25 protein-coding genes are annotated in these 26,048 nt (G+C 59.6%); 8 read left to right on the plus strand and 17 right to left on the minus strand.

Going from position 1 to position 26,048, the window contains the following annotated elements:
• Nucleotides 1–180 precede the first annotated feature (180 nt).
• From AAE029_RS09250 to AAE029_RS09260, 3 genes are all read right to left on the minus strand, one after another.
• The gene (locus AAE029_RS09250) at nucleotides 181–1,566 is read right to left on the minus strand and encodes an MFS transporter (protein ID WP_371072537.1); all 1,386 of its coding nucleotides are present in this window, start codon (nucleotides 1,564–1,566) and stop codon (nucleotides 181–183) included.
• 73 nt (nucleotides 1,567–1,639) lie between these two features.
• Nucleotides 1,640–3,163 (minus strand): aldehyde dehydrogenase, encoded by a 1,524-nt coding sequence (locus AAE029_RS09255; RefSeq protein ID WP_371072538.1) that lies wholly within the window; start codon nucleotides 3,161–3,163, stop codon nucleotides 1,640–1,642.
• Nucleotides 3,164–3,179: 16 nt separating this feature from the next.
• On the minus strand, nucleotides 3,180–3,812 hold the full coding sequence (locus AAE029_RS09260) for a GntR family transcriptional regulator (RefSeq protein WP_371072539.1): 633 nt from the start codon (nucleotides 3,810–3,812) through the stop codon (nucleotides 3,180–3,182).
• A gap of 136 nt (nucleotides 3,813–3,948) precedes the next feature.
• Between AAE029_RS09260 and AAE029_RS09265 the strand changes: the two genes are divergently transcribed.
• On the plus strand, nucleotides 3,949–4,746 hold the full coding sequence (locus AAE029_RS09265; RefSeq protein ID WP_371072540.1) for an alpha/beta fold hydrolase: 798 nt from the start codon (nucleotides 3,949–3,951) through the stop codon (nucleotides 4,744–4,746).
• Nucleotide 4,747: 1 nt separating this feature from the next.
• Here the strand turns inward: AAE029_RS09265 and AAE029_RS09270 are convergent, their stop codons facing one another.
• From AAE029_RS09270 to AAE029_RS09280, 3 genes are all read right to left on the minus strand, one after another.
• On the minus strand, nucleotides 4,748–5,329 hold the full coding sequence (locus AAE029_RS09270) for an RBBP9/YdeN family alpha/beta hydrolase (protein WP_371072541.1): 582 nt from the start codon (nucleotides 5,327–5,329) through the stop codon (nucleotides 4,748–4,750).
• Nucleotides 5,330–5,393: 64 nt separating this feature from the next.
• On the minus strand, nucleotides 5,394–5,537 hold the full coding sequence (locus tag AAE029_RS09275; RefSeq protein WP_371072542.1) for a hypothetical protein: 144 nt from the start codon (nucleotides 5,535–5,537) through the stop codon (nucleotides 5,394–5,396).
• A gap of 11 nt (nucleotides 5,538–5,548) precedes the next feature.
• Nucleotides 5,549–5,737, minus strand: a complete 189-nt coding sequence (locus AAE029_RS09280) for a hypothetical protein (RefSeq protein ID WP_371072543.1) — start codon at nucleotides 5,735–5,737, stop codon at nucleotides 5,549–5,551.
• A gap of 201 nt (nucleotides 5,738–5,938) precedes the next feature.
• Here AAE029_RS09280 and AAE029_RS09285 point away from each other — a divergent pair, with 201 nt between their 5' ends.
• The gene (locus AAE029_RS09285) at nucleotides 5,939–6,193 is read left to right on the plus strand and encodes a DUF3313 family protein (RefSeq protein ID WP_371072544.1); all 255 of its coding nucleotides are present in this window, start codon (nucleotides 5,939–5,941) and stop codon (nucleotides 6,191–6,193) included.
• Nucleotides 6,194–6,277: 84 nt separating this feature from the next.
• On the opposite strand, the gene AAE029_RS09290 is transcribed toward AAE029_RS09285, so the two are convergent.
• Genes AAE029_RS09290 through AAE029_RS09310 form a run of 5 tightly spaced genes read right to left on the minus strand, consistent with a single transcriptional unit; the run spans nucleotide 6,278 to nucleotide 11,529 of the window.
• Nucleotides 6,278–7,075, minus strand: a complete 798-nt coding sequence (locus AAE029_RS09290; protein WP_371072846.1) for an ABC transporter ATP-binding protein — start codon at nucleotides 7,073–7,075, stop codon at nucleotides 6,278–6,280.
• Nucleotides 7,076–7,082: 7 nt separating this feature from the next.
• Nucleotides 7,083–7,931 (minus strand): ABC transporter ATP-binding protein, encoded by an 849-nt coding sequence (locus AAE029_RS09295; protein WP_371072545.1) that lies wholly within the window; start codon nucleotides 7,929–7,931, stop codon nucleotides 7,083–7,085.
• The gene (locus tag AAE029_RS09300; RefSeq protein WP_371072546.1) at nucleotides 7,924–8,835 is read right to left on the minus strand and encodes an ABC transporter permease; all 912 of its coding nucleotides are present in this window, start codon (nucleotides 8,833–8,835) and stop codon (nucleotides 7,924–7,926) included. Before AAE029_RS09300 ends, AAE029_RS09295 begins: the two co-directional genes overlap by 8 nt.
• Before the next feature lie 4 nt (nucleotides 8,836–8,839).
• Complete coding sequence (locus tag AAE029_RS09305) at nucleotides 8,840–9,931, minus strand: ABC transporter permease (RefSeq protein ID WP_371072547.1); 1,092 nt, start codon at nucleotides 9,929–9,931, stop codon at nucleotides 8,840–8,842.
• Entirely contained in the window at nucleotides 9,928–11,529 is a 1,602-nt protein-coding gene (locus tag AAE029_RS09310; protein WP_371072548.1) for an ABC transporter substrate-binding protein, read from the minus strand. The genes AAE029_RS09305 and AAE029_RS09310 overlap by 4 nt, the downstream gene beginning before the upstream one ends.
• A 122-nt stretch (nucleotides 11,530–11,651) precedes the next feature.
• Between AAE029_RS09310 and AAE029_RS09315 the strand changes: the two genes are divergently transcribed.
• The 4 genes from AAE029_RS09315 to AAE029_RS09330 all read left to right on the plus strand — a co-directional run bounded on the left by AAE029_RS09315 (nucleotide 11,652) and on the right by AAE029_RS09330 (nucleotide 16,255).
• On the plus strand, nucleotides 11,652–12,362 hold the full coding sequence (locus tag AAE029_RS09315) for a GntR family transcriptional regulator (RefSeq protein WP_371072549.1): 711 nt from the start codon (nucleotides 11,652–11,654) through the stop codon (nucleotides 12,360–12,362).
• Between the two features lie 13 nt (nucleotides 12,363–12,375).
• Nucleotides 12,376–13,275 carry a dihydrodipicolinate synthase family protein gene (locus tag AAE029_RS09320; protein WP_371072847.1) on the plus strand — a complete coding sequence of 300 codons (900 nt, stop codon included), beginning with the start codon at nucleotides 12,376–12,378 and terminating at the stop codon, nucleotides 13,273–13,275.
• 11 nt (nucleotides 13,276–13,286) lie between these two features.
• Complete coding sequence (locus tag AAE029_RS09325) at nucleotides 13,287–14,426, plus strand: mandelate racemase/muconate lactonizing enzyme family protein (protein ID WP_371072550.1); 1,140 nt, start codon at nucleotides 13,287–13,289, stop codon at nucleotides 14,424–14,426.
• 200 nt (nucleotides 14,427–14,626) lie between these two features.
• A complete protein-coding gene (locus tag AAE029_RS09330) occupies nucleotides 14,627–16,255 on the plus strand; it encodes a Na+/H+ antiporter (protein WP_371072551.1) in 1,629 nt (542 codons plus the stop codon).
• A 61-nt stretch (nucleotides 16,256–16,316) separates the two neighbouring features.
• Here AAE029_RS09330 and AAE029_RS09335 read toward each other — a convergent pair whose 3' ends face one another.
• Nucleotides 16,317–16,916: a hypothetical protein gene (locus AAE029_RS09335; protein ID WP_371072552.1), complete on the minus strand. Its 600-nt coding sequence runs from the start codon at nucleotides 16,914–16,916 to the stop codon at nucleotides 16,317–16,319.
• A 165-nt stretch (nucleotides 16,917–17,081) separates the two neighbouring features.
• Here AAE029_RS09335 and AAE029_RS09340 point away from each other — a divergent pair, with 165 nt between their 5' ends.
• Both AAE029_RS09340 and fba read left to right on the plus strand, forming a co-directional pair.
• Nucleotides 17,082–17,855, plus strand: coding sequence for a TIGR01458 family HAD-type hydrolase (locus AAE029_RS09340; protein ID WP_371072848.1), 774 nt, complete (start codon nucleotides 17,082–17,084; stop codon nucleotides 17,853–17,855).
• Nucleotides 17,856–18,207: 352 nt separating this feature from the next.
• On the plus strand, nucleotides 18,208–19,272 hold the full coding sequence (gene fba / locus AAE029_RS09345) for a class II fructose-bisphosphate aldolase (protein ID WP_371072553.1): 1,065 nt from the start codon (nucleotides 18,208–18,210) through the stop codon (nucleotides 19,270–19,272).
• 96 nt (nucleotides 19,273–19,368) lie between these two features.
• On the opposite strand, the gene AAE029_RS09350 is transcribed toward fba, so the two are convergent.
• From AAE029_RS09350 to AAE029_RS09370, 5 genes are all read right to left on the minus strand, one after another.
• Nucleotides 19,369–21,129: a glycerol-3-phosphate dehydrogenase/oxidase gene (locus AAE029_RS09350; RefSeq protein WP_371072554.1), complete on the minus strand. Its 1,761-nt coding sequence runs from the start codon at nucleotides 21,127–21,129 to the stop codon at nucleotides 19,369–19,371.
• Nucleotides 21,130–21,189: 60 nt separating this feature from the next.
• On the minus strand, nucleotides 21,190–22,719 hold the full coding sequence (locus tag AAE029_RS09355; RefSeq protein WP_371072555.1) for an FGGY-family carbohydrate kinase: 1,530 nt from the start codon (nucleotides 22,717–22,719) through the stop codon (nucleotides 21,190–21,192).
• 72 nt (nucleotides 22,720–22,791) lie between these two features.
• Nucleotides 22,792–23,634: a DeoR/GlpR family DNA-binding transcription regulator gene (locus AAE029_RS09360; protein ID WP_371072556.1), complete on the minus strand. Its 843-nt coding sequence runs from the start codon at nucleotides 23,632–23,634 to the stop codon at nucleotides 22,792–22,794.
• A 287-nt stretch (nucleotides 23,635–23,921) separates the two neighbouring features.
• Nucleotides 23,922–24,869: a D-ribose ABC transporter substrate-binding protein gene (locus AAE029_RS09365; protein ID WP_371072557.1), complete on the minus strand. Its 948-nt coding sequence runs from the start codon at nucleotides 24,867–24,869 to the stop codon at nucleotides 23,922–23,924.
• Nucleotides 24,870–24,981: 112 nt separating this feature from the next.
• Nucleotides 24,982–26,034, minus strand: a complete 1,053-nt coding sequence (locus AAE029_RS09370) for an ABC transporter permease (RefSeq protein ID WP_371072558.1) — start codon at nucleotides 26,032–26,034, stop codon at nucleotides 24,982–24,984.
• Between the last annotated feature and the right edge of the window lie 14 nt (nucleotides 26,035–26,048).

Below are 26,048 nucleotides of genomic sequence, written 5' to 3' on the forward strand. Positions count from 1 at the left end.
CGTAAATAATTCGTTGACCATGTCTATCGCCGGTGTGGTTAAGAAATGGTTAACGCACGTCCCTTTCCGAGAGCGTTAGATCCCGCGAAGGGGCAGATCTAAACGGTCAAAAGCCTGCTTTGATGAAGTCGTGCTCAATGGGGGAAGGCACAGGGACTGCGCCCCTCCCTCATGCTCGTATTAACCGAGCGTCTGTTTGCTCACCCGTGCTTGCTGGACACTGATTCGATCGTCGCCGGGCTCCGTGAGTTCCTCCAGGCGCCGGGCGCGCGGTTCAATTCCCATGAAGGTCACGACAATGATTTGGAGCGCCAGGAGCCCGACCATCAGCACCAGGACACCCGAGATACTATGGGTCTGGAAGAGCGAGACGACGATGAAGGGAGTGACGATCGTCGCCCCTCGCCCGAAGGTCTGGCAGATGCCGGACGCACGGAGGCGAACTTCGGTCGGAAACAGCTCGGGAATATAGATGCCGAAGAGAAGCGCAACGAGCACGTAGATCGGAACGGTCAGGGCAAAGCCCACGACCGGCAGCCAGACGGGATCGGCAATCTGCGGATAGATAATGCCGAACACGATTGCGAGGAAGGAAGCGCCGATGATCGTCGGCTTGCGGCCCCAGGCGTCCGAGGTCAGCGCACCGATAGCGGAGCCGATCGGCGCGCCGAGCCCCATCAGAAGCGCAAAGCCGAAGGATTTCGCGGTGCTGAGACCCTGGCTGACGAAGAAGGTCGGTAGCCAGGTCACGAAGCCGTAGAGCAGCGTGTTTATCACCACGAGCGTGACGCAGCCGACAATCATGCGCGACAGCATCGGAGGCCGGAAAAGAGCAGAGAGTTCGAGCCGCGGGACGGAGGCAACGGCAACGGGCGGCGGGAGCTGGATGCCTTGGGCCACCTCCGCCTCGATATCGGATACGAGCCGTTCCGCCTCCGAAGTACGGCCGACCGATTCCAGCCAGCGCGGAGACTCCGGCAGCTTCTTTCTCATGTACCAGACGATCAGCGCGCCAAGACCGCCGATGATGAACATGACGCGCCAGCCGAAGGCCGGAATGATCAGATATCCAAGCAGGGAAGCGACGGGCAATCCCGTTACCACGAAGACGGCCATCAGCCCGAGCCAACGGCCGCGGGAACGCGCCGGAACGAATTCCGTCATCGTCGAATAGCCGACGACATTTTCCGCGCCGAGCCCGAGACCGATCAGGAAGCGCAGGAAGATCAGCACTTCCATGTTGGGCGCGAAAGCGGCGGCAATCGACGCGACACCGAAGAGCAGAAGATTGACCTGATAGGTGAAGCGGCGTCCGTAGCGGTCGCCAAGAAAGCCCGTGCCGAACGCGCCGAGCATCATGCCGACGAAAGTCGCCGAAACGAACAGGGCATTCTGGCCGAGCGTGGAAAAACCGCTTGCGAGCGTTGCCCCCAACACGGTCGCCGCCAAATAGATATCGAAGCCATCGAGGAACATGCCGATCCCGATGAGCCACATGATACGATAATGAAAAGGTCCTACGGGCAACCTGTCGAGGCGCCCACCGGCATTGACGATGGTTGACATAATCTCCTCCTGAAAATGGATTCGGGAGCCGAAGCAGCAGCCTCCAATGCTGGTCCGGCTCGATGCCTCTCGGTCAGTTTAGACGGGTCTGCGCCGCCGTTGCGCTATACCAGTCGAAGGGCTTGTCGTCGGTCGCGACCATCACGCTCTTGACGTTGAAATGATCGTTGAAGCTTTCGAGGCCGAATTCGCGGCCCACGCCGCTTTCGCCGACGCCACCCCAGGGTGAGGCAGGATCGAGACGATGATGGTCGTTGATCCAGACGATGCCGGCCTTCACGCCAGCGGCCACACGATGGGCCCGCGCCACGTCGCGGGTGCGGATCGCAGCCCCTAGGCCGAAGGGTGAATCATTGGCGAGGCGCAAAGCCTCGGCTTCGTCCTTGAACGGCGTAATGCTGGTGAAGGGCCCGAAGACCTCCTCCTGGAAAATCCGCATGTCAGCTTTGACATCGGCAAACACGGTCGGCTGCACGAAATAGCCGCCCTCGAAGCCAGCGACCATCGCGACATCGCCGCCCGCCACGGCACGTGCCCCGGCCTCGCGACCGAGCCGCGAATAGGTGAGCACACGCTCGCGCTGCTTGGCGGAGATCACCGGTCCAAGCTGTGTTTCAGAATTGAAGGGATCACCGATGCGAATGGAGCGCGCCTTGGCGGCGAGCTTTTCGACAAAGGCGTCGTAGATCGATTCCTGAACGAGATGGCGGCTGCCGCAGACACAGGTCTGGCCGGCGCCAATGAAGGCGCCAAAGGCAGCATAATTGACCGCTTGATCGAGATCGTAATCGTCGAAGACCATCACCGGCGTCTTTCCGCCGAGTTCGAGCGTCTGATGGGCAAACACCTTGGCGGCAGCGCTGCCTGCGATACGACCGGCTTCCGTGCCGCCGGTCAGCACGAGCTTGTTGATATCAGGATGTTCCGCCAGGAAGCGGCCCGCTTCCGCGCCGTAGCCGAGCACGACATTGAAGACACCCTTGGGCAAGCCCGCCTCGCAGAAGATCTCCGCAAGTTTCAAGGTGGTGAGAGGCGTATATTCGGAGGGCTTCACGACCGTCGTGCAGCCTGACGCCAAAACGGCGGCAAGCGATTTGCACATGATCATCAGCGGATGATTGAATGGCGTGCAATTGGCAACGACGCCGATCGGCGTGCGCAGCGTGTAGTTGAGATAGGATCCTTCGACCGGGATGACGTCGTCACGGCGCGCAAGCGCCAGACCGGCGAAGTAGCGGAAGAAGTCCGGCAGGCGGGAAAGCTGCGCGCGCGTTTCGTTGACCGGCCGACCGTTGTTCAGCGTCTCCAGACGGTACAGCGTCTCGAGATTTGCTTCGAAGGCGTCGGCAAGCCGGTTGATCAGCCTTGCGCGGGCGCGAACGTCCATGCCGCCCCATTCGCGTCCTTCAAAGGCGCCGCGGGCGCTCTTCATGGCTCGATCGATATCGGCCGGCGTCGAGTTCGGGATGCGCGCGATCACCATTCCTGTGGCGGGATTGCGAACGTCGATCACGGAGTTGCCGCCGGCTTCGATTTGCCTGCCGTCGACAAAGTTGCCGTGCGTTTCCACGGCGGTATTGCGGGGACTCTGGTTCACGATTTTCCTCCAGACGTCAAAGCCGGACGGCGCTGCGGCCGAGAGCGGACAGCACGCGTTTCTGACCGGCGGTTACATGAGCGCGAATGAGCTTGCGCGCGGTTCGGGCATCGCGCCGTTGGACGGCGTCGATGATGGCGCCATGCTCGGCAACGAGCTTTTGCGGATCCCGTCCCTTGATCGTGCTGACAGACAGCCGAACGAGCCGATCGGCCTGATCGAGGACGTCGCGTATGGCGGCTTCCATCCGCGCGTTGCCGGAGGCGGCAGCCAGCGCGTCATGGAAGCCCCTGTTGTAGTCAATGAAATTTTCGTTCGGCCCGATCGAGCGGAAACGGTCCAGTTGCGCCAGAACGTGATCGCTTGCCGTTTCGACGGCAGCGGTCGCACAAGCCGGCTCGAGCGCAAGGCGAAATTGAAAGAGGTCTCTCACATCTTTCATGGAGATCGGATTGACCTGATAGCCCTGGCGCGGCTGCACAGTCACCAAGCGATCCTGCTGTAGCCTCAGCAGGGCCTCGCGGATCGGCTGCCGGCTCACCTCGTATCGCTGAGCGAGATCCTGCTCGCGGATCTCCTCACCCGGCATCAACCGGCAGGTGAGGATTTCATTGCGGAGGGCGTCGTATATATTTTCTCGTAGCAGCAACTTGATAGCCTATATGTATCTATCTTGATCTCTTGTGATATTTCACACTGGAGTTATACACCTGTAAAATAAGGATTTGCAATACACAAAAATGGGATTTATGAAATATGACAAACATGCAAGAGGTAAAACTCTGATGGACAACAAACTGAATCTTTATCTCACGGGCAGCGGGCGGCCGATCGTTCTGCTCCATTCGCTGCTCTCCGATCGCGCCAGCTTTGACCGGCTGGCTCCAGCGCTTGCGGCGAAATACCGGGTGATCGTTCCGGACCTCCCAGGCTTCGGAGCGTCGGTTCCCGGGAAGAGAAGCCTCGTTCAGAGCGCCGATCTGATCGCATCGCTCGTCAGAACGTTCGCCACGGACGGAGAGGCCACAATCGTCGGCAACGGCTTTGGAGCTTTTGTCGCGCTTCAGGCGGCGATTCTCTGTCCCTCGCTTCCGGCCCGGCTCGTTCTCGTCGGATGCGGCGCAAGGTTCTCCGAGCCGGGACGAGAAGCATTTCGCAAGATGGAGCGAGCTGCATCCGAACGAGGGCTGGAGGCGGTTGCCGACACGGCCATGAACAGGCTCTTTGCAGCCGACTTTCAGGTAGGCAATCCGGATCTGATGCGGGATCGCCGTGATGCGTTTCTGCGCATCGATCCGCATGTGTTTGGCGCAGCGTGTGAAACACTCGCCAATCTCGACTTGACCGCAGCGGTCTCCGCCGTGCGGTGTCCTACACTTGTCGTCGTTGGTGAGAACGATCAGGCCACACCGCCAGAAATGGCGCGAGACCTGGTTGAAAGGCTTCCCCGCGCCCGTTTGCAGGTACTGGAGGGATGCGCTCATGTCCCCCCATTACAGGCACCCGATCGGCTCTTTGCCTTGATCGATCACTTCATCACGCAGGAAGGCGCTGAAGAGGCAGAACCAGAATTGGCCCGATGAGCTAGACTGCCGGCGCCGGCACTGGAAGGACATCGCGTCTTTTCTGCTTCGCCCGCTCTTTCAGCTTTTCCAGCAAAGCATAGCCGGCAGTCCACCGACCGAAACCGCTCGCCACATTGATGTGGCCGGCAAGCCCGATGTTCCTGACTTCCGATTTCCAAAGGCGCCCGAACAGGGTGAGCCGGTCAAGGGACATATAGACATCGTCAAGGCTGCCGACGATGATACTTGGAAACGGCAGCGCAGCCGTCGGCATGCTGCCGAAAGCAATGTATCCGGGATGGAGCAGCTCGGTTACTGGCAAGTCGCATGGCGCAACAAGCAGCGCCCCCTTCACGCGCCGCGCCGCGGCACTTCCCGCAAGTCGAGCGGTCAGCAGGCAGCCGAGGCTGTGGGCGACGATATATGCCTCACCCGCCTCTTCCAGGGCGGCATCGAGCTTCGTCATCCATTCCGTCAATCGCGGATGCTCCCAGTCATCCTGTTCCACCAGGCGACTATTAGCGCGATCCTGTAGCCAGTAGCGCTGCCAGTGGCCGTCGCCGGAACCGAACAGTCCTGGAAGAATGAGAACTCTGCTCATCGCGGTACGATCTCTCCGAGACGCATTTTTCGGGCATTCCAAATAACCGACATACGACAGTTCATCAGAATAGCCCCATCACGACGGCCAGGATGAATGTGAACGAGGAAACGATCGATCCCACCGCCAGGCAGTGCATGATTTTCGATCGGATATCCCTGATGCGTGGCCTGGAGATCGGCTGACGAAAGTCAAAGGTGAGTGCCATTGCCGATCTCCTTAGTACCACGGCCCCAAGGGCGAGCCCCAAAGATAGAGCTGCTGTTCACGCAATGAGTAGTCGCGGTCTTCGTGCGGCGGGATGCCCGATTTCTCGTCGGCACTCCGGACGTGGACCCTCGTGATCCACGATAGCGAAAGAAACCGCTCTAAACGCTCTTTCAAGGCATCGATGAAATTCGGCGTCATGCGATCCTCCGTTTTACCCTATTGGAGCCATCGTTTGTTCTGCGTTACGCGGGTGAGCGAATGCCGATGGGCATTGATGGGCAGCTCACGAGCTGCGTGACCTTAGTTCATCAATATTGTCTATAAAATTAATGGATTAAAGGAACGACCGTCTCTCCTTCCACCTGAAATCGAAAATCTGTTTCCTCTGGACGCTTTGGCGTGGTCGGCGTCGAGCCTACCGCGAAATCGGTGGTCTCGGGCAGTGTGGCACCGATCGAGCCCCCTGGCAGGGACCTGCCGCAGGCGAGCTACGCCGTCGAGGTCTATGACGCAATGAGCAACCATCTCCTCCTGGCATATGTATTCAAGCAATATCCGAACGCGATGAACATAGGCGCGAGCTTCGGTTCAATGGCGGCCGCCCGCGTCGGCGTGCGCAAGGGTGCGGAGGATCTGCTTGCGCAGATTCAATGAGCGGCGTTTCCAGCTTCTGACTGCTGGAAGCAGCCCTTTGAGCCAGAGCATTCAGATCCTGGAGAGCCTATAACGGCTCTCCGTTCAACTCTGGTCAATTGCAACCAGCGAAGCGGCATGCGCTCGCTGCCTCGTTGGCGCGATATAGCCACGGCTGCCATCCAGTAAGGTGCGTGTATAGGGATGCCCTACCGCACCGCCAAGAAGCTGTTCGCGCGTCGCCACCTCCACGAACACGCCATCCTGCATCACCGCAACCCGATTGCAGAGATGGGCAACGACCGCCATGTCGTGGCTGACAAGGATGTAAGTCAGCTTCTCCCGCTCCCGCAGGTCTTTGAGAAGGTTCAGGATCTCCGCCTGGATGGACACGTCGAGTGCCGAGGTTGGCTCGTCCAGAAGCAGGATGCGTGGTTTGAGAATCAGCGCACGTGCGATCGCCACACGCTGGCGTTGGCCGCCCGAGAGCTGATGCGGGAAGCGGTGTCGGAAAGCCGCCGGCAATCCCACATCGCGCAGGACCTCGTCCACACGCTCCTGACGCCGGTCCAGCGCATGGATCTCCAGGGGCTCAAGCAATGTTCTTCCGATCGTGTGACGCGGGTGGAGCGAGCCGAACGGGTCCTGGAACACCATCTGTTGCTTGGCAAGTTGCGATCGCGACCGCCTCGGCCCGATCTCGTCGCCGTCAATCCTGATCGCGCCGCTCCAGGTCTTGATCCTCCCGGCAAGCGCGCCGAGGACTGTGGACTTGCCGCAGCCGCTCTCGCCCACGAGCCCGAATGTTTCGCCGGCCACCACGTCGAAGGAGACACCCTTCACGACCTGCTTGATCGTGTGCCCGCTGCCAAAGGAAACAGCAAGATCTTTTACGGTTATCATCGTCATCTCATCCCTCCGCCCAGGTCGCTTCGCGCTTGAGAACCTCCAGCCGGTCGCGGGGATGATCGAGGCTTGGAAGGGCTTCGAGGAGACCGCGTGTGTAAGGGTGAGTAGCCTCGTCAAGCTTCGATGCTTCAAGCGTTTCGACGATCCGGCCCGCATACATGATGACGACGCGGTCGCAGAAGCTTTTTACCAGATTGAGGTCATGCGAGATGAAAATCAGGCCGATATTGCGTTCCAGTATCAGGTCATCGAGGATCGACAGCACCTGCTGCCGGACCGTCACATCCAGCGCCGACGTCGGCTCATCGGCTATGATCAGCGATGGCGAGGAAATCAGCATCATCGAGATCATGATCCGCTGTCCCATTCCGCCCGACACTTCGTGCGGATAGAGACCGAAGACGCGGCGAGGATCCCGAATGCTCACCCGCTCCAGCATTGCAAGCGTCCTCTCCCGCGCCTCACGCCGGCCGATGTGCTCGTGAAGAATGACGGTTTCGGCAATCTGCTCGCCGACGGTCATCACCGGATTGAGCGAGTATTTCGGATCCTGAAGGATCATCGAAATACGTCGTCCTCGAATGGAGCGCATTTCAGCCTCGCTGGCGGCAAGAAGGTTCACCTCCTCAAAACGCAGTTCGTCGGCGGTGATGCGGGCATTCGGTGGCTGAAGGCGCATGATGGCGCGGCCGGTCGTGCTCTTGCCGGAGCCGGACTCGCCGATGATGCCCACCTTCTCGCGGCCGATTTGAAAGGACACGCTCCTGACTGCAGTCGTCAGACCGGAAAGCGTCGGGAACTGGACCGACATGTTCTCGACCGAAAGGATCGGTTGTGAAAGATCAGGCATTTCGCGGGTCCATGATGTCACGCAGCCCGTCGCCCAAGAGATTGAAGGCGAGACTGACAACAAGAATTGCAATGCCCGGAACCGTCGTAAGCCACCAGGCATCGAGAAGGTATTGCCGTCCTGAGGCAGCCATTGCGCCCCATTCCGGCATAGGCGGCTGAGCGCCCAGACCCAGGAATCCCAGTCCGGCAGCCGTCAGGATCACGCTCGACATGTTGAGCGTGATGCGAATGATGATCGATGGCGCGCAGAGCGGCACGATGTGCCTCAGCAGGATGCGGCCCATGCCCGCGCCCTGCAGCTCGGCCGCGACGACGAAGTCCGCAGAACGAAAGGTCAGCGTTTCGGCGCGGGCCAGACGCGCGATCGGGGGCCAGACGGTCAGCGCGATGGCGATCACCGCATTTTCGATCCCGGGACCCAGACCCGCCGAGAAGGCCAGCGCGAGCACCAGGCTCGGAAACGAGAGGAAGATGTCCGTGATGCGCATCAGGACGACATCAACCCAGCCGCCGAGATAGCCGGCCGTCGCACCAATCACAAAACCGATGGGCGCCACGATCAGGGTGACGAGAATGCTGATGTAAAGTGTCGTGCGTGCGCCGTAGACAAGCCGCGAGTAGACGTCACGACCAAATTCATCCGTCCCGAACCAGTTCTCGGCTGACGGTGGCCGCAACGCCAGGGACAGATCCTGCAGGAGCGGGTCGTGATTTGTCAGAAGCGGAGCGAACAGGGCCACGAGAACCAGCACGAGCACCACCAGAAAACCGGCAAAGGCAAGCGGATTGGCAAGCAGGCTCAGCCACAGGACGTAGGCCTTGTGCAGCCGGGCCTGGCGTGTCGAGGTGAATTCCTCGTTGATGAGCCAATTGTGCAGGTCGTTAAAGTAACGTGTCGCCATGATGTCACCGGGTGCGCGGATCGAGGAACCGGTAGGTCAGATCCGACAGAAGGTTGACGGCAATCGAAATGATGCCGATAAGCAGAACGCTGCCAAGAACCGCGTTCATGTCCGCGAAGAACAGTGCCGAGGTCAGATACTGTCCGAGACCCGGCCAGGCAAAGACCGTCTCGATCAGCACCGTGCCATCCAGAAGCCCGCAATAGGCAAGCGCCACGATCGTCAGAAGCTGGACCCTGATATTGCGGAAGGCATGCCGCCAGATGATCGCGCGTTGACCGAGCCCTTTCGCCCGCGCCGTCAGCACATATTCCTGGCGGAGCTGCTCCAGCATGAAGCTGCGACTCATGCGGCTGAGATAGGCCATGGCGGCATATCCGAGGATCAAGGCAGGTGCCGCGACATGCAGAAGCGCATCGCGAAACACTTCCCACTCCCCGGCGAGGATCGCATCGACCAGGATCGAGTTCGTCGGACCCTCGACCAGCCCTTCATTGTAGACGTCCAGCCGGCCGCTGCCGGGGATGAGACCGAACTTTGCATAGAAAACAAGAATGACGATCGTGCCGAGCCAGAAGATTGGTGTCGAATGCCCCAGAAGCCCGACGATGCGCGCAAGGTGATCGACCCAGGTGCCCCTTCTGACGGCCGAGATGATGCCGAGAGGAATGCCGAGACCAGCACCGATGATCGTTGCCAGCGTCGCAAGCTCGAGCGTCGCCGGGAACACTCTTGCGAGATCGCTGGCGACAGGATTCTTGGTCACGTGGGACTGACCAAAATCCAGATGGGCAACATTACCAATATAGGTCGCAAACTGGACGTAGAGCGGCTGATCCAGGCCCATCTGCTTGTAGACGCGTTCATAGGTTGCCTGATCAGCCTGGTCGCCGATCACGGCGATGACCGGATCGGCCGGAACCATGCGCCCGACAACGAAGGTGATGACGAGCAGGCCAAACAACGTGGTGAGGATGACGGCAACGGACGTCGCCACTTTGCGCAGAGCCGCAAGGGCGGCGCTGCCGCCGCCCGGACCGGCCTCGGATGTCTGCGAGATACTCAACTTTTCCTCCTTCCACGGAGCGTGGGTCATTTGCCTTTGGAGACGGAGTCCCAGCGCGTGAGCCAGGTCGAATGGCCGACATATCCCTTGATATCCTTGCGGACCGCCTTGGCATCGGTGCGCTGGAACGACGTGATCAGCGCAGGAGAAGCGTCGAAGTAGGCTTGGTTGATCTTGGCATAGAGTGCCGTGCGCTTTGCCTGATCGGTTTCGTGGGCAGCGGCCGTTACCATATCCTGGATATCCTTCGGCACGTCCCAGGCCGTTCGCCAGGCAAGGAGGCCCGCCAGTTTCGCATCATCGGAATTGTTGGCGTTCGTTGCATAGGACGCAAGGACCGCATGCGGATCAGGCAGGCGCTCGCCGGATCGGGCGGAAAAGATTTCGAACTCGCGTGTGCGGAACTTGCCGATATGGTCGCCGCCCTGCAGGTCGAGCTTGATGCCTGCCTTTGCGGCATTGGCCTGTAGCGATTGGGCGACCTCATACTCCGGCGTGACAGGCGTTGCGTAGTAGACCTTCGAAAAACCGTTGGGATAGCCGGCTTCCGAAAGCAGTTGCTTGGCCTTGTCAATATCAAGCTTGTAGGGATTGCTGTCACTGGCGCCGGGCAGGCCGGCGGGAACGATCGTCTGCTGCTTGATGCCGTAGTACTTCATGACAGTATCAGCCAGCCCGTCATAGTCGATGAGATAGCGGAACGCCTCGCGCACCTTCGGATTTGAGAGGATCTCGTCCTTCTGGTTCAGGGCGAGATAGTAGAAGCCGTAGCCTGGTGTCTTCTGGATATCGGCGTTGCCGCCCGATTCCACGGCCGCCAGATCGGTTGACGACAGTCGCGTTGCAACATCGACATCACCCGCCTCGAGCTGCAGTCGCTGGCCCGACGATTCTGGAATATGACGAAGGATCACGCGGCGCATCTTTGGCTTACCCTGCCAGTAATCCTCGAACGCATCGGCAATCAGAAGGTCGTTTACGCGCCAGGTGCGCAGCGAATAGGGGCCGGATCCGGCGTCATTGGTCTGGAGAAATTCTCTCCCCATATCGCCGTTCTTGTCGTGCTCTGCCAGAAGCTCGCTGTCCAGGATCGACGTCGAGAAGCTCGCCAGCGAATAAAGGATGAGATTGGGGTTCCAGACCTCCGGCGTCTGCAGAACGAGGGTAGACTCATCCGTCGCCTTGATCAGATTATCGACGTTGTCCTCCTTGAAGCCCCACTGACGAAGATCGACGGACGGCGCCAATCCCAGCTTGACGAGGCGACGCAGCGACCATTCGACGTCCTTTGCGGTGACAGGATTGCCCGAATGAAAGGCGACATCCGGGCGGATCTTGAACGTGAAAGTCTTGCCATCGTCTGAAACGGACCAGCTTTCGGCCAAACCCGGCATCGGCTTCGTGACGTCGTCGGCCGGCAGCGCGATAAGGCGCTCGTAGAGATTGGCGACGACCTCAGCCGATTCCAGCTGATTGAGCTCGTTCGGATCCAGGCCGCGCATCGACGACATATTGACTGCAATCACCAGCTGATCCCTCGGCGTGGCGGCGTCAGCGGCCATCGGGGCCATGAGGCTCGCAGCGACAAGCGCTGACGTGATCAAAAACTGCCGTCTGAAGATGCGCATTTCTTCCTCCCGTTGGCATGTCGATAATCGCGTCATGCGCGAATTTTCGTATCGACATCGATCTGAAATCTGGTATATCAGATCTCACAAAATGATTTTGCCGTCAACGGGGAATTCTTCAAATGCTGAAAGATGAAGGCTCATCGTCGAACGACGATCGGATCGAAAAGATCGATCCGCGATATCTGAGCACGTTGCGGGATCATGTTCACCGCACGCTCCGAACGGCCATCCTGTCCGGACGCTTCGAGCCGAACGAGCGGGTAAACGAGCGCCAATTGGCTGAACAACTGGGCGTCAGCACGACGCCGATCAAGGAGGCGCTAAGGCAGCTCGAGGCCGAAGACCTGGTCGAGACCCTGCCGCGGCGCGGCGTCGTCATCCGATTCAATGCGGGATGGGCAGAAGAGATGATTTTTGCCCGTGCGGCGCTGGAATCAATGATCGCGCATCTGGCGGCAAAGCGGATCACCAAGGAAGACGCGGCGAAAATAGACGCGACCGTCGCGCTGATGCGGACGGCAACCGAAAACGGCTTGGCGGATGAGTTGATCGCGTTGAACGAGACCTTCCACGATCAGATCCACGTCGCCTCCCGCTGTCAGTATTTGTCGCGGATGATCGAGCGACAACAGTTCTACGACGCCAGCATTCGGCGCGTCATCCACTCCGATCCGCAAGAGCGTGATAAGGCGCTTGCCGAACATAGCGCGATCGCCGCGGCCATCATCTCGGGCAACAGCGATAAAGCTGAGCGCGCCATGCGCGATCACGTGGTGCGATCAGGCGAAACCTATCTCAACATCATATTCAAGAAGAAAGAGGACATCTGACGTGAGCGAGGCAATGGAAAAGATCCGGAAGGCTCTGACGGGAATATCCGGCGTACCGGTGACACCCTATGCTGCGGACGGAAGCGTTGATACGGCAAAGCTTTCGGCCCTGATTGCCCGACTCGCTGCCGCCGGTGTCCACAATCTGATGGCGGCCGGAAATACGGGGGAATTCTTTACGCTCTCGCTCGATGAAGTCCGTCTGGTGCACCGCACCACCATAGAGGCGGCGGACAAAAAGGCCCTCGTCAGCGCGGCCGTCGGCCGCTCGCTGACGGAAGCAAAGGGGCTGGCGCGTGACGCTATCGCCGCCGGGGCGGACGCCATCATGGGTCATCACCCGATGGATCCCTTCGCCGGCCCCAGTTACCAGGCTAAGTATTTTCTTGAGTTGGCCGAGGCGTCGACGGTCCCGGTTATCGCCTATGTGCGAAGCGATACATTCGCGGTCGCCGATTTCCGCCAGCTCGCCCTCCACCCGAACATCGCCGGCATCAAATTCGCTTCCGGCAACCTGATGCTGCTTGCCGAGGTGATCCGCGCCACCACGGATGCTCCCGCGATCTGGGTCTGCGGTCTCGCGGAAGGCTGGGCGCCTGCCTTTTACGCCATGGGCGCACGCGGCTTCACCTCAGGCCTTGTCAACGTCTTCCCCGAGCGCTCGCAGGCCATCCACCAGGCTCTGGAAGAAGGCGACTTTGCAAGAGCCCGCAGCCTTATCGACGATATTGCGGGCTTCGAGGCCATGCGCACGAAATATCTCAACGGTGCCAATGTCACGGTCGTCAAGGAAGCCCTTGGCATGCTCGGCACCGATGTCGGACCTGTCCGGATCCCCGGCGTTGAAAGCCTCAACGATACCGAACGTGCAGATCTGCGCACGATCGTCGAGCGCGTTGGCCACGCGGCCTGACGGAGGATGCCATGCATATCACCGCACTGAAGACCTATATGCAGCGGGTCGACGACCGCCCGCGCCTCCTCGTCAAGATGGAAACCAGCGAGGGCATTTCCGGATGGGGCGAGGCCTATAATCATGGTCCGGACTGGGCGCTGCCGCCGCTCCTGGACTACCTCTTTCGTCAGATCGAAGGCGAGGATCCGCGCCGTGTCGAATTCCTGGTCCTCAAGCTCAATCAGCAATGCCGCTTTCCGCCGGGTGCACTTGGCCTCGCAGCGATTTCGGCGATCGACCATGCCCTTTGGGATATCGCCGGCAAGGCGGCCGGCCTGCCGGTTTACATGCTGCTCGGCGGCAATGTCCGGGATCGGGTTCGGGTCTATTGCGGCGTCTACACGGCGCCGGACCCGGAAGCAGCCCTCGATCAAACATTGAAGCTCAACGAAGACTACGGCTATACCGCCTTCAAGCTCAGCCCCTATCGACGCGACCTGCACGCAGGCCGCTGGGGCGAACTCGTCAAGGAGACGGGCGACTATTTCGGCGCGATCCGCGAAATGACGCCATCGCATTTTGAATTTGCCTTCGATGCTCATGCGAAGATCTATGAGCCATATCAGGCCGTGCAGCTTGCGGCGGCCATCGCACCACACGACCCCCTCTTCTACGAGGAGCCGATCCGCCCGGAACACATCCCTGCCTGGGCTGAGTTGAAATCGAAGGTGACGGTGCCCTTGGCAACGGGGGAATCGCTTTATTCCCGCTTCGAATTCCTCTCGCTTCTGAGCGCGCGCGGGGCAGACATCATCCAGCCCGACATCTGCGTTGTCGGCGGCGTCACCGAGATGCGTCGCATAGCGGCGATCGCCGAAGCGCATTATGTGACGGTCGCGCCGCACAATCCGATGGGCCCGCTTGCAACGGCGGTCAATATTCACTTTTGCGCAGCACAGCCGAACTTCAAGATCCTGGAATTCAAGCCGCACGTGCATGCTCCCTGGGCCGCCGATCCGTACATGCCGGTTGACGGGCATATGGAACTTAGGCCCGATCGTCCCGGCTGGGGCATCGAGATCGATGAGAAGGCACTGATCAAGGAAGACTACATCCACTGGGAGAGGAAGATTACGCGCAAGCCCGACGGCGCAACCGCGTACCCTTGATGTCTATCTGCCTTTGAGGCATCAACGGCAATGGCCAACCGCTCAAGCTTGTAAAGCGGCTTCATAGACCTACAGCGTCTTTGCGCGTCACTTTTGATGTGCGGCGCTGTAGTTTCCGGCATTCAAGGTTGTCTTGACGAGCGTCCTTGGTATTCTCCCGGCATTGCATGATCAATTCGCCAACGGATATTGCTGAGACATTGGCCATCATAGCGACTGCCCTCATCCTGCTTTTCGCCGTTGTCATCAGCGGCATCATTTCAAGAAGCCTGCCTTTTTCATTGCCGCTGCCGCTTATCCAGATCGTCCTGGGCGCCTGCATCGGCCTCATTGCCAATCTTCGCGTTACTCTTGAGCCGGATATCTTCTTCCTTCTCTTCCTGCCCCCACTGCTGTTTCTCGATGGCTGGCGCATCCCGGCCGACGAATTGGCCAAGGACGGCTGGACGGTCCTCGAACTGGCGTTCGGCCTCGTCGTCTTCACCGTGGTCGGCGTCGGGCTCTTCGTGCATCTGATGATTCCGGCAATGCCGTTAGCCGTCGCCTTCGCGCTTGCCTCCGTGGTCTCGCCGACCGATCCTATCGCAGTCTCGGCGATCGCCCAGCGCGTGCCGATCCCCAAGCGCATGATGCATATCCTCGAAGGGGAATCGCTGCTGAATGATGCATCCGGTCTCGTTTGCCTCCGCTTTGCCGTAGCGGCTGCACTGACCGGCGTGTTTTCCCTCCATGAGGCCTTCCTGACGTTTCTGTGGCTCGCTATCGGGGGCGTAGCGATCGGCTTTGCCGTCACCTGGGCGATAACGCGGGCCAAGGATTGGGTCTCGCGGCAACTCGGAGAGGAGAGCGGCTCGCAGATCCTGATCAGCCTGCTGATCCCCTTCGCGGCCTATCTGCTCGCCGAGCACCTGCACTGCTCCGGCATCCTTGCGGCCGTGGCAGCCGGCGTTACCATGAGCTACGCCGAAAGCAGCGGCAACGCGGAAGCGATCACGCGCATTCGCCGCACGACCGTCTGGGACATGATACAGCTCTCGGCCAATGGCGCCATCTTCGTATTGCTCGGCGAGCAACTGCCGCAGATCATCACGAGCGCCATCGAGACTGTCAGGGTGACCGGCCATCAGAACCCGTGGTGGCTTGTCGTCTATGTCCTGGCCATCAATGCAGCACTCGCCCTGCTTCGCTTCATCTGGGTCTGGGTCTCGGTGCAGTTCACGCTGCTGCGCACCGGCCGACGCCAAGCCTCGCCGAGCTGGCGCATCATCGCGGCCATGTCCTTTGCAGGCGTGCGCGGCGCCATCACGCTTGCAGGCGTACTGACGCTGCCATTGACGATGAACGACGGTTCGGCTTTTCCAGCACGGGATCTGGCCATCTTTCTAGCCGCCGGCGTCATCATTGTTTCCCTCATCGCCGCAAGCATCGGCTTGCCTGCTTTTCTCAAGGGCCTGCGCATGCCCGCCGAGCCGACGCACGAAGCCGAGGAGGATGCCGCGCGTGTTGCGGCCGCCGAAGCGGCGATCGCCGAAGTCGAGCGGGTGCAACACACGCTGTCGGAGGGTCGAAGGGATGCTGATCTCTACGTCACAGCAGCCTCCCGCATCATGGAGATGTATCGGCAACGCATCGCAAGCCGCGGCAAGAACGGAGAAGAAGCAGCGCTCGCCCGTCGTAACGAGAGGATCGAACGCGATCTGAGACTGGCGGCGGTACGAGCCGAGCGCAGCGAGATCTTCCGCAGACGCCGAAAGCGACAGATCGATGCCGAGACGGCTCGCAAGCTGATCCGCGAGCTTGATCTCCTGGAGGCGAGATACGCGAGCTAGGGCAATTCCAGGAAAAGTGCGAAGCGGTTTCCGTTAGGGAATTGCGTGCTCGCGCTCGGCCCTACCAATTGACGGGAATGAGATTGTGGAGCGCTTGCCGCCCTCTCCTGAGGACCTTTCCGGATGCCTCCGATGCCGAGTCGAACATATGGCCGGCTTCCCGCAAGGGCGAGACACCAAATTCGACTTCCTCTTCATCGTCTGCCGGCGCATTCACGGGCACGAAGTCCCGGCTCGTTCCATGATATTCCGCGATCAAAGGATCTCGCGTCTCGCACTCCGGTAGGCAACTATCGAAACGCGCCACTCCTGACGGCATGACCACTGCAGCCTCTTCCTTGCGGCTCTTGGCAGGAGATTCAGCCAGCTTTGGCGCAACATGGCGGATTGCAACAGCGGCCGGCTTCGCAGCCGGCGGCGATGGAACAGCCGGGCTCGCGTCGATGGCTGCCTGGAGCATATTCACACTCGGTCGGTCCTTGACAGTTTCCACGGCAACCCGGTCGTTGGCGTCAATCGGCGCGATGACGACGTCGTTCCCTCCAACGTAGGCCGCCAGATACAATACACCGGCAAAGAGGCAGCAAGCGCCTAACCCGACGCCAAGTTTCTGAATCGACCCACCCTGCACATTCCACCGCTTCATCTCTTCGGTTTCCACGGCGCTCTCCTTCGACCACCTGTTTCAGAGGTGACAATTTCAGCATCCAAATTGCGGCGCGGTTTTTACCGAAACATGTCTGACCGAAGGCGATTTTATAAAGAAATGTTGCTGGGCATTCTGAGGGGATTTGACGCGCGATATCTCGGAGTTCATTCTGCCGTGATGATTAACGGCGTGCTTCTGGATCTCGCTGGCGTCGTCTATGACGGCGAGGACGTTCTACCGGGTGCTGCGGAAGCCATCGCACGGTTGCGGGAGACTGGCCTTCCGATCCGGTTCGTGAGCAACACGACACGTTCAAGCAGGCAGGCTATCGTTGAACGGCTCGATCGGTTCGGACTTTCCATCGCGAGCGGCGAACTCTTCACTCCCGCGCAGGCGGCGCGGGAATGGCTTAAGCAACACGACCTGTCGCCGCATCTCCTGGTTCATCCCGATCTGGCGTCGGAATTCCACGGCCTGGCGGGATGCCAGGGGAAGGCCGTCATCGTTGGCGATGCCGGCGAAACCTTTGACTACTTGACGCTTAACCGCGCATTTCGAGCGTTGACAGAGGGCGCGGATTTCCTGGCACTCGCGTCGAACCGGACCTTTCAGGACAGGGATGGAAAACTCAGTCTCGATGCGGGAGCCTTCGTCGCGGCGCTGGAATTCGCAAGCCAGAGAAGTGCTGTTGTCCTCGGCAAGCCGTCGCCAGCATTTTTCCGGTCCGCGCTTGCCAGCATGAATTGCTCGAAAGCGGAGGCGGTCATGATCGGTGACGACGCCGAAGTGGACGTGGCCGGGGCTCTGGAGACGGGAATTTCCCGGGCATTGCTGGTTCGCACCGGCAAATATCGTGATGGCGATGAGAGGCGTTTCAAACCTTCGCCAACCGCCACCGTGGCAGATCTTTCCGCCGCAGCCGACTGGATCATTGCAGCGCGCAATGATTAGGTCCCATCCTTTTGAACGCGAGAAATCTTTTTGCGCAGTCTCTGAGTTCACCTTTGGAGCTAGCCGCTGCACTCAGAATGGCGCAGGGATTCAAAAATCGTCCTTGGATATCTCGGCACGATGCGCCGACCGACGGCGGTTGGTGCGCAACCGATCGCCCGGCCGGAAAGTCCTTCGCACATGGCTTTAACAAAATATCGCATGTATTGTGATTTTGTTATTATTCATTGTTAATTATCTCGATGCGTGATATGCGCGTTTCAGCGGAGTTACGACAGTCGATCCTCGCTAATAGGACGATCCATGCAGTTATTTTGAACCCAACTACGGTTGCTCAGAAGGAGAGAGCTTGATGGCACGCATTACGTTGAGACAGTTGCTCGATCACGCCGCGGAAAAAAGCTACGGCGTGCCCGCATTCAATATCAACAATATGGAACAGGCCCTTGCCATCATGGAAGCAGCCGATTCCCTCGACGCGCCGGTGATCATGCAGGCTTCACGCGGCGCCCGAGCTTATGCCAATGACATCATGCTGAAGCACATGATGGATGCCGTCGTCGAAATCTATCCTCACATCCCCGTCTGCGTGCACCTCGATCACGGCAACGAACCGTCCAGTTGCATGACCGCCATTCAAGCTGGCTTCACATCCGTCATGATGGACGGCTCCCTCAAGGCGGATGCCAAGACACCGGCCGACTGGGACTACAATGTCGGGGTCACCAAAACGGTCACCGAAATGGCCCATCTCGGCGGGGTCTCGGTCGAGGGAGAACTCGGCGTTTTGGGTTCGCTGGAGACCGGCATGGGCGAAGCCGAGGACGGCCATGGAGCCGAAGGCAAGCTTTCTCACGATCAGCTTCTGACCAATCCGGACGAGGCGGTCAAATTCGTCCGCGAGACCCAGGTCGATGCACTGGCGATTGCGATGGGCACGTCGCATGGCGCATACAAGTTCAGCCGCAAGCCGGACGGCTCGGTTCTGGCGATGAACGTCATCGAAGCGATTCACCAGAAGCTGCCGAATACGCATCTGGTGATGCACGGCTCATCCTCCGTGCCGGTCGAGTTGCAGGAGATCATCAACAAGTACGGCGGCCAGATGAAGTCGACATGGGGCGTTCCGGTCGAGGAAATACAGCGCGGCATCAAGAATGGCGTCCGCAAGATCAACATCGATACCGATGGCCGAATGGCGATGACCGGTCAGATCCGGCGTGTACTGCAGGAAGACCCCAGTGAATTCGATCCGCGCAAATATCTCAAGCCGGCAATGGCGGCGCTGACGAAGCTCTGCAAGGAACGGTTCGAGCAATTTGGAACGGCCGGCAAGGCTTCCGACATCCGGCCGCTTCCGCTTTCGGAAATGGCAAAGCGCTACAAGTCCGGCGCACTGGACCCGACTTTTTCCTGAGTTAGCGAAACCGCAGCCGGCGCGCTACAGCGCCGTGCATCTTATCAGACGCACAAAGGTCGCTGTAGCACTTTGAATTGCTGCATGTTTTTATCCTTAAATCGGTTCCGATTTAAGGAAACATGCAGTAGCGTCCGCTGCGCCGCCGGCCGTTTCATCCAGGTTCTGGCCGTGAAAGGTCTTCAACGACGTCACGACGTCGTCGATCTCCGCGGCGAGCCGCTGCTCCGTCCATCCAAGCGCCGCCGCGGCGACCCCGCCGATCTGCCGCAAGCACTCCATTGTCAGGGTGCCCTCGATCGCAAGCGTGGTGCGCCTGAGAACGATGTCGGACAAATGGACGACGAGCTCCTGCCGCGCGATCCAATCGATTTCTAGATGGCTATAGTGGGCAGCACCGGAAAGGCGGTCCGCGTCGGTATAGGTTGACGGATGTTCAAGGATCGCCGACGCCGTCGTACCGTACCGCGCCAAAAGCGCGTCCACTCTCTTCGGGTCCGCACCCGTTCTCGTCGCAGTCGCTCGTATCCAATCCGCTCTGGCTGCGGGCCTGGCCGGAAAATTTCTGCCGCCGCCGATGGCGAGGTGCTGCGTGGATAGCTTGCGGACGCGTTGAAGACGTTTGAGCGCAAGGTCCGCAACCTCTTCGGCGAAACCGCGGAATGTAGTCCATTTACCACCGACCAGAGAGATGATCGGGAAAGGCCGTCTCGGCTGCGGCTCCATGACCGGGGCCGAGTGGTCGCGGCTGATCAGACCCGGGGAAGAGGCATCGGATGCCGGCAAGGGGCGAATGCCGCTATAGCTGTAGACTACCTGCTCGCGCTCAAAGCGAAGCCCCGACAAAAGGGATCTCAGACTATCCAGGAAATACTCGATTTCCGGCTCTTCGCACCGGACGTTATCGGGGTCGTCGCACGGGATATCTGTGGAGCCGACGAGGGCAAGGCCCAAATAACTGTAAACGAGGCAGATGCGGCCATCATCGGCTTCGAAATAGATCATATGGCCGTTGAGGCTGCGCACGAGCTCCGGATGATCGAGCAGGATATGCGATCCTTTCGTGCCGCCAATCAGCCTTGACGGCGCGCCGAGCGCTTCATTGACACGGTCGATCCACGGACCGGCCGCGTTGACGACGAGTTTTGGAGAAACGCAAAATGTGCTTCCGTTCGATCGTTGGAAGGTGAGCTTTCCGTCCATTGACGACGTCAGCGTTGTGAAGTTCGCTGCCAGTGATTTTGCGTTCGCTTCGAGCCCATCCATGACGAGTTCGTAGACGAGCCGCTCCGGCCGGCTGATCTTGGCATCATAATAGAAACCTCCGGCCACGATTGCCGGCGTGACATGCGGCAGTTCCCTCAGCGCCTGCTTCTTCAGCACAAATCTGTGGTGCGGCATGACGCGATTGCGCGATCCGAAGAAATCATACAGCGCAAGCCCGATCTTCACGAGCACGGCGCCGCGGCTGCGCGGTGCAGTCGTCGAACCCATCAGAGTCCGTAGTGCCGCCCATATGCCCCGCGTCCAGGAGAAGATCGGAATGAAAGTCGGAAGCGCCTCGACGCAGTGCGGGGCATTTTTGAGGAGCAAATTCCGTTCGAGCGTTGATTGCGCGACCAATCCGAACTCACCGGTCTCGAGATATTTGAGACCGCCGTGGATCAGTCGCGACGGCGCCGCGCTCGTCCCCGAACCGAAATCAGCCTTGTCGACGATAAGGCAGCTGACCCCCTGGGAGGCCAGATCGCGGAACAATCCCGCACCATTGACGCCTGCTCCCAAAATGACGACGTCGATGTCGTTTTCTTGCAGCCGCGCGAAACGCTGTTCCAGATCGGTGGCGATATCAGTCATTGAAGTATTGTCCTGGTGAACTGCCTAGAAGCGCCGTGCATGGCGGCAACTTCGGTCCTTTTATTCCTGGGTTTCGGCCGGAACGAGTTTTCCGAGCTTCGGCCAGATCGGCGTCATCGCGTCAGCGATCTCGCGAAAAAGGTCATATCGAACCTGATAGTCGGAGCTGCGGGCAGGATCGGGATAGCAGGTTCTGCCGCTCGCCTCGCCTTCGCGCAGACCGCTTTGGGGATCGGCGTAAAGGCCGATGCCCGCGCCTGCGCAGAGCGCAGCACCCCAGGCGGCAGCCTCGTCCGTCTGGGTTACGGTGACCGGCAAGCCGAGAATGTCGGCGAACATTTGCACGACCAATTTATTGCGCGAGATGCCACCGGCAAGCCTTGCCTCGGAAATTTCGAAGCCGTCGCGCAGTGCATCGACATGGATCTTATGGTTGAAGGCGATCCCTTCCAGGACAGCCCGCAACATGTCGCCCCTGTCGTGCCATCCACCGAGCCCAAAGAATCCGGCGCTTGCCGAGGCACCGTAGGGAGAGCCGAAGAGATAGGGATGGAACAGCGCGGTCGATGGACGGCTGAACGCCGCTTCAATCTCGGGCGCAAGCAACGCATGCACCGATTGTCCCGCCGCCTCGACGCGCGTGCGCTCACTCTCGCACAGGGTATCGAGGAACCAGTCATAATTTGCCGTCGATGCTGGCGAAATCGACATGTTGTTCCATTGACCGGGCGCAATGGCATTACGGCAAAACCACCGCCTGTCGACTCTCGGTTCGCTCGACAAGGTCTCGTTGATCGAATAGGTGCCGGCTATCACCGCGACGACACCGGATGCATAGCCTCCGGCTCCCAAGGCGGACGCCGTCACGTCGTGAAGGCCGGCGACCACAGGAGTGCCCTCCGACAGGCCGGTACGCTCTGCGACGGCACGCGTGACATGTCCTACAATCTCATCAGAACGGGACGCCGGCGGCAGCGCATGGCTCAGCTCGCCCAGTCCGAAAAGGCGAAGCGCCTCTTCCGAATAGTCCTGTGTTTCGACATTCGTGAAGGACGTGCTTGCTTCCGTTCGGTCAGTGCCGATCTCGCCTGTCAGGCAGAAGCGCAGCCAATCCTTGCAGCTTAGGATATGACCGATCTGTTCGAAACGGGCGGGTTCCCTTTCCTTGATCCACGCGAGAAGGGCAGACGGCGCAGAGACATGCGGAAGCTGGCCGGTCAGTCTTACGGCTTCGTCCGCAATGCTGCTTCCCAGCCATCGGTCGACGACGGATCCCGCCCGGCTGTCGAGCGACAGGAACGCGCGCCCAAGCGGCTTGCGAGAGCGATCCAGCAGATAGATACCGTCGCCGTGAGCAGTGGCCGCAATCGCCTTGATATCGGTGGCCGGGCGATTGCTGAGGCGCACTGCCTCTGCAATTGCGTCGGCGGTGGCGTTCCAGAGTTCGTCCATATCCCGTTCGACATGACGGGCCTTGCGCATGAACTGCGTGACGCGCCGGCGCGCCACGGCAATCGGCGTACCATCGACGTCGAAAATCACCGCTTTGGTCACGGTCAAGCCGCTGTCAATTCCGAGCAGACTAGGCATTCAGGTTACTCTCACTGGTGAAGACGACGACCGACATGCTCTTGAACCGTAGGGCGACGGTATCGCGCAGGTTCAGGACCGGACTTCGTCGTTCTTGGCGATGACGACATTGATATCCTTTGATCGCATGCGATCGACGTGAGTGGCTGGCGTCTTGTCATCAACGATGACGACGTCGAATTCCGTCAGCGCCGCGAAGCTGTGCAACGCGCGCCGCTCGAATTTGGTGTGATCCATGAGAAGGATGCGTTTGACGGCGCAATCGAACATTGCCCGCTTGGTATCGACAAGCTCCGGGGATTGGTGGAAGACGATGTCGTCGGTGATCGCGGACATGGAAATGAATGCCACATCCGCCCTCAGCCTGTTGATTTCGTTGATCGTCATGCGCCCCATGAATGCATTGCACCAGTTGTAATACTGACCTCCGAGGGCCAGAAGGGTGACATCGTGCATTCCCTTTAGCGCGTTCATGAGGGTCAGCGAGTTTGTGATCGCTGTCAGCGGGACCTTGGCCGGCAGATGTTCGGCCATTTGAAGGACGGTGGTGGAATCGTCGAAGAAGATCGCCTGCCCTGGCTCGACAAATTGCATAGCGGCTTTCGCGATTATCTTTTTCTCCGCCGACTGGCGGCTCGCACGATAAACATCGCTCGACTCGATCAGGCTGGTGGCGGCGGCCGTGACAATGCCACGCGTCTTCCGGAAAAGACCCCTGCTGACCAGTTCGTCCACATCGCGGTGCGCCGTCATCAGGCTTATTCCGAAGCGATCGGTCAGGTCCTCGATGCGCATCGAACCTTCCGCCATAACCGCCTCCGCAATCATTTGTCGGCGAACGAGCTGGCGCGTATGCCTGCTGTCGCTTGGCAACTCGTCCGACAGGAGTGCTCCTACGCTTATCTTCTGTGTCACGTTAGCCTCTCTGCCAAATTCCCTGGATCCCAGAACTCCTACTGCGAATGCCTTGCAAGAGCAAAGCAGGAGTCCGAAGGAGCGGCCGCGCGTGCCGCCTTCCCCACTACAGCGCCGTCGCGTCTTTTCAGACGCACAAAGGTCGCTGTAGCACTTTGAATTGCTGCATGTTTTTATCCTTAGATCGGTTCCGATTTAAGGAAACATGCAATGGGTCACGGCAATGGCATTCATGAGATCCGCATGCAAGAGGAAGAGGACGCCGCTGCCGGCGTCCTCTCGTACCGTTACTGGGCGAGAACGAACGGGCCCGTGTACTTGTCGATGTTATCCTTGGTGATCAACAGGCAATCGAAGAGCTGCTTTTCACTCTTGGCGCCGGTCTGGCCCGTCTTGATGACGTTGTCTGCCTGCTTGACGGCCTCCTCAGAGAAGACGGCGACCGGCTGCAGAACGGTGTACTGGAGTTCGCCGGCCTTGATCGCAGCAACAGCGTCCGGAGAACCATCGAAGCCGCCAACTTTGACGTTTGCAAGCTTGCCGGCTTCCTTAAGCGCAGCGATTGCACCGAGCGCCATTTCGTCATTGCCCGAAATCACGCCGATGATGTCGGGATGAGCCTGGAGCATGGACTGCATCTTGTTGTGGCCCTGGGTACGATCCCAGTTGGCAACTTCCTGAGCAACCTTTTCTAAATCCGGATACTGAGTGAGAACAGTCTCGTAGCCATTCGAGCGGGTTGCCGCGTTGTTGTCGGACGGAGCGCCCAACAGCTCGGCATACTTGCCCTCCTGGCCAACGCTCTCGACCCACTGCTGGGCGCCAAGGGCTGCTCCCTGAGCATTGTTGGAAACGAGCTGCGCCTTCGCAAGCCCTTCCTGGTTGATTTCCGCGTTGACCAGAATGACCGGAATGCCGGCAGCCACAGCCTTCTTCACTGCGCCGACCGAGCCGTCGGCATTCGCCGGGTCCAGAATGATCGCGACCGACTTGTTGGTGATCGCGGTGTCGATCAGGTTGCTTTCAGTGTTGGTGTCGCCCTTATGAGCACTCACCGAGGCCGTGTAGCCGAGCTTTTCGGCGGTGGCCTTTGCGACATTGCCTTCCGTCAGCCAGTATGGGTTGGAGGGATCGTTGACGATGATCGTCATCAAGCCGTCCGCCCATGCGGAGCTTGCCAAAATCGGCGCAACCGCTGCAGCTGCCAGAAGAATACGAATACCTTTTCTAAACATAGTTTCTCTCTCCCTTTCGATGAGCTCAGATGTTACCGGCGAACCGGTCGTGCTTTCCGCAATCGGCGATTTGTTGAAGATGGGCCGTCGTGGACAAGTTCAGTCGCGTCCGTCAGGTCGATTTGACCCGACGTCGGTATTGGATGCTGTTCATGAGAACTGCCAGAACGATGACGGCGCCGGTGAAGACCGTCTGCCAGTAGGCCGACACGCCGATGATCACGAGCCCGTCGGAAAGGAAGCCGATGACAAAGGCACCGAGCATCGTGCCTCGAACAGTCCCTCGCCCGCCGGTGAGCGCCGCACCGCCGATGACAACCGCTGCAATTGCAGTCAGCTCATAGGTTGTGCCAGCGGTCGGGCCGGCCGAAGTGAGCTGGGAAGACAAAACCAGACCAGCAATCGCAGCGCACACGCCCGAAAGCACATAGACCAGGATCTTGACCCGCTTGACCGGAACACCCGAGAGGTCGGCGGCACGCTCGTTGCCGCCCGAGGCGTACAGCCAGCGACCGAAGGCAGTGCGGCTCAAAACGATACCGCAGATGATTGCAAGGACCGCCAGCACGATGACGCCGATCGGGACACCAGCCAGGCGATTGAAGCCGAGCCAATCGAAGCCGGTGTTGCCGAGTTCCGGCCGCCCGCCGAGATTGTTGTAGGTCAGGCCATTGGTCATCAGCAGCGCAATACCGCGAGCGACGTAGAGGACGCCGAGCGAGGCAACGAAGGCCGGCACCTTCAAATAGGCGATCAATACGCCATTGACCGCCCCCACGACGGCCCCCAGCGCGCAGGTGAGAACGACGACGGCCCAAACCGGCGGGTACAAGATAACCCCAAGGGCATTCAAGGTGACACCTTGCATCAGGAATCCGGCAATGCAGCCGGCAAGTCCAAGCGTCGAGCCGACCGACAGGTCGATACCGCCGTTGAGGATCACAAGCAGCATGCCGATGGCCAGGATGCCGAAGATCGCAACATGCGAGGCCATGATCAGAAAGTTGTTCAAGGTGAAGTAGTTTGGCGACAGGAAGGAAAAGACCGCGATGATCACGATCAGTGCAAAAAACGCACGTCCCTCCAGAAGCAGACGCACGAAATTGATATTGCGCCTTTGCCCATTCGCCACTGTTTTCTTTTCGGTGAGATTCGTGACTGACATAATCAGTGCTCCAT

Origin of the sequence: Sinorhizobium sp. CB7 (assembly GCF_041357635.1) — a bacterium.
GTDB lineage: Bacteria > Pseudomonadota > Alphaproteobacteria > Rhizobiales > Rhizobiaceae > Rhizobium.

Excerpts from the sequence above, each read along its gene's own strand:
- AAE029_RS09320 (WP_371072847.1), top strand. The coding sequence starts at position 12,376 with ATGGAAAAGATCCGGAAGGCTCTGACGGGAATATCCGGCGTACCGGTG.
- AAE029_RS09290 (WP_371072846.1), bottom strand. The coding sequence starts at position 7,075 with ATGATAACCGTAAAAGATCTTGCTGTTTCCTTTGGCAGCGGGCACACG.
- AAE029_RS09350 (WP_371072554.1), bottom strand. The coding sequence starts at position 21,129 with ATGACTGATATCGCCACCGATCTGGAACAGCGTTTCGCGCGGCTGCAA.
- AAE029_RS09365 (WP_371072557.1), bottom strand. The coding sequence starts at position 24,869 with ATGTTTAGAAAAGGTATTCGTATTCTTCTGGCAGCTGCAGCGGTTGCG.
- AAE029_RS09355 (WP_371072555.1), bottom strand. The coding sequence starts at position 22,719 with ATGCCTAGTCTGCTCGGAATTGACAGCGGCTTGACCGTGACCAAAGCG.
- AAE029_RS09315 (WP_371072549.1), top strand. The coding sequence starts at position 11,652 with ATGCTGAAAGATGAAGGCTCATCGTCGAACGACGATCGGATCGAAAAG.
- AAE029_RS09280 (WP_371072543.1), bottom strand. The coding sequence starts at position 5,737 with ATGACGCCGAATTTCATCGATGCCTTGAAAGAGCGTTTAGAGCGGTTT.
- AAE029_RS09370 (WP_371072558.1), bottom strand. The coding sequence starts at position 26,034 with ATGTCAGTCACGAATCTCACCGAAAAGAAAACAGTGGCGAATGGGCAA.
- AAE029_RS09305 (WP_371072547.1), bottom strand. The coding sequence starts at position 9,931 with ATGACCCACGCTCCGTGGAAGGAGGAAAAGTTGAGTATCTCGCAGACA.
- AAE029_RS09340 (WP_371072848.1), top strand. The coding sequence starts at position 17,082 with ATGATTAACGGCGTGCTTCTGGATCTCGCTGGCGTCGTCTATGACGGC.
- AAE029_RS09295 (WP_371072545.1), bottom strand. The coding sequence starts at position 7,931 with ATGCCTGATCTTTCACAACCGATCCTTTCGGTCGAGAACATGTCGGTC.
- AAE029_RS09250 (WP_371072537.1), bottom strand. The coding sequence starts at position 1,566 with ATGTCAACCATCGTCAATGCCGGTGGGCGCCTCGACAGGTTGCCCGTA.
- fba (WP_371072553.1), top strand. The coding sequence starts at position 18,208 with ATGGCACGCATTACGTTGAGACAGTTGCTCGATCACGCCGCGGAAAAA.
- AAE029_RS09300 (WP_371072546.1), bottom strand. The coding sequence starts at position 8,835 with ATGGCGACACGTTACTTTAACGACCTGCACAATTGGCTCATCAACGAG.
- AAE029_RS09325 (WP_371072550.1), top strand. The coding sequence starts at position 13,287 with ATGCATATCACCGCACTGAAGACCTATATGCAGCGGGTCGACGACCGC.
- AAE029_RS09265 (WP_371072540.1), top strand. The coding sequence starts at position 3,949 with ATGGACAACAAACTGAATCTTTATCTCACGGGCAGCGGGCGGCCGATC.
- AAE029_RS09310 (WP_371072548.1), bottom strand. The coding sequence starts at position 11,529 with ATGCGCATCTTCAGACGGCAGTTTTTGATCACGTCAGCGCTTGTCGCT.
- AAE029_RS09270 (WP_371072541.1), bottom strand. The coding sequence starts at position 5,329 with ATGAGCAGAGTTCTCATTCTTCCAGGACTGTTCGGTTCCGGCGACGGC.
- AAE029_RS09275 (WP_371072542.1), bottom strand. The coding sequence starts at position 5,537 with ATGGCACTCACCTTTGACTTTCGTCAGCCGATCTCCAGGCCACGCATC.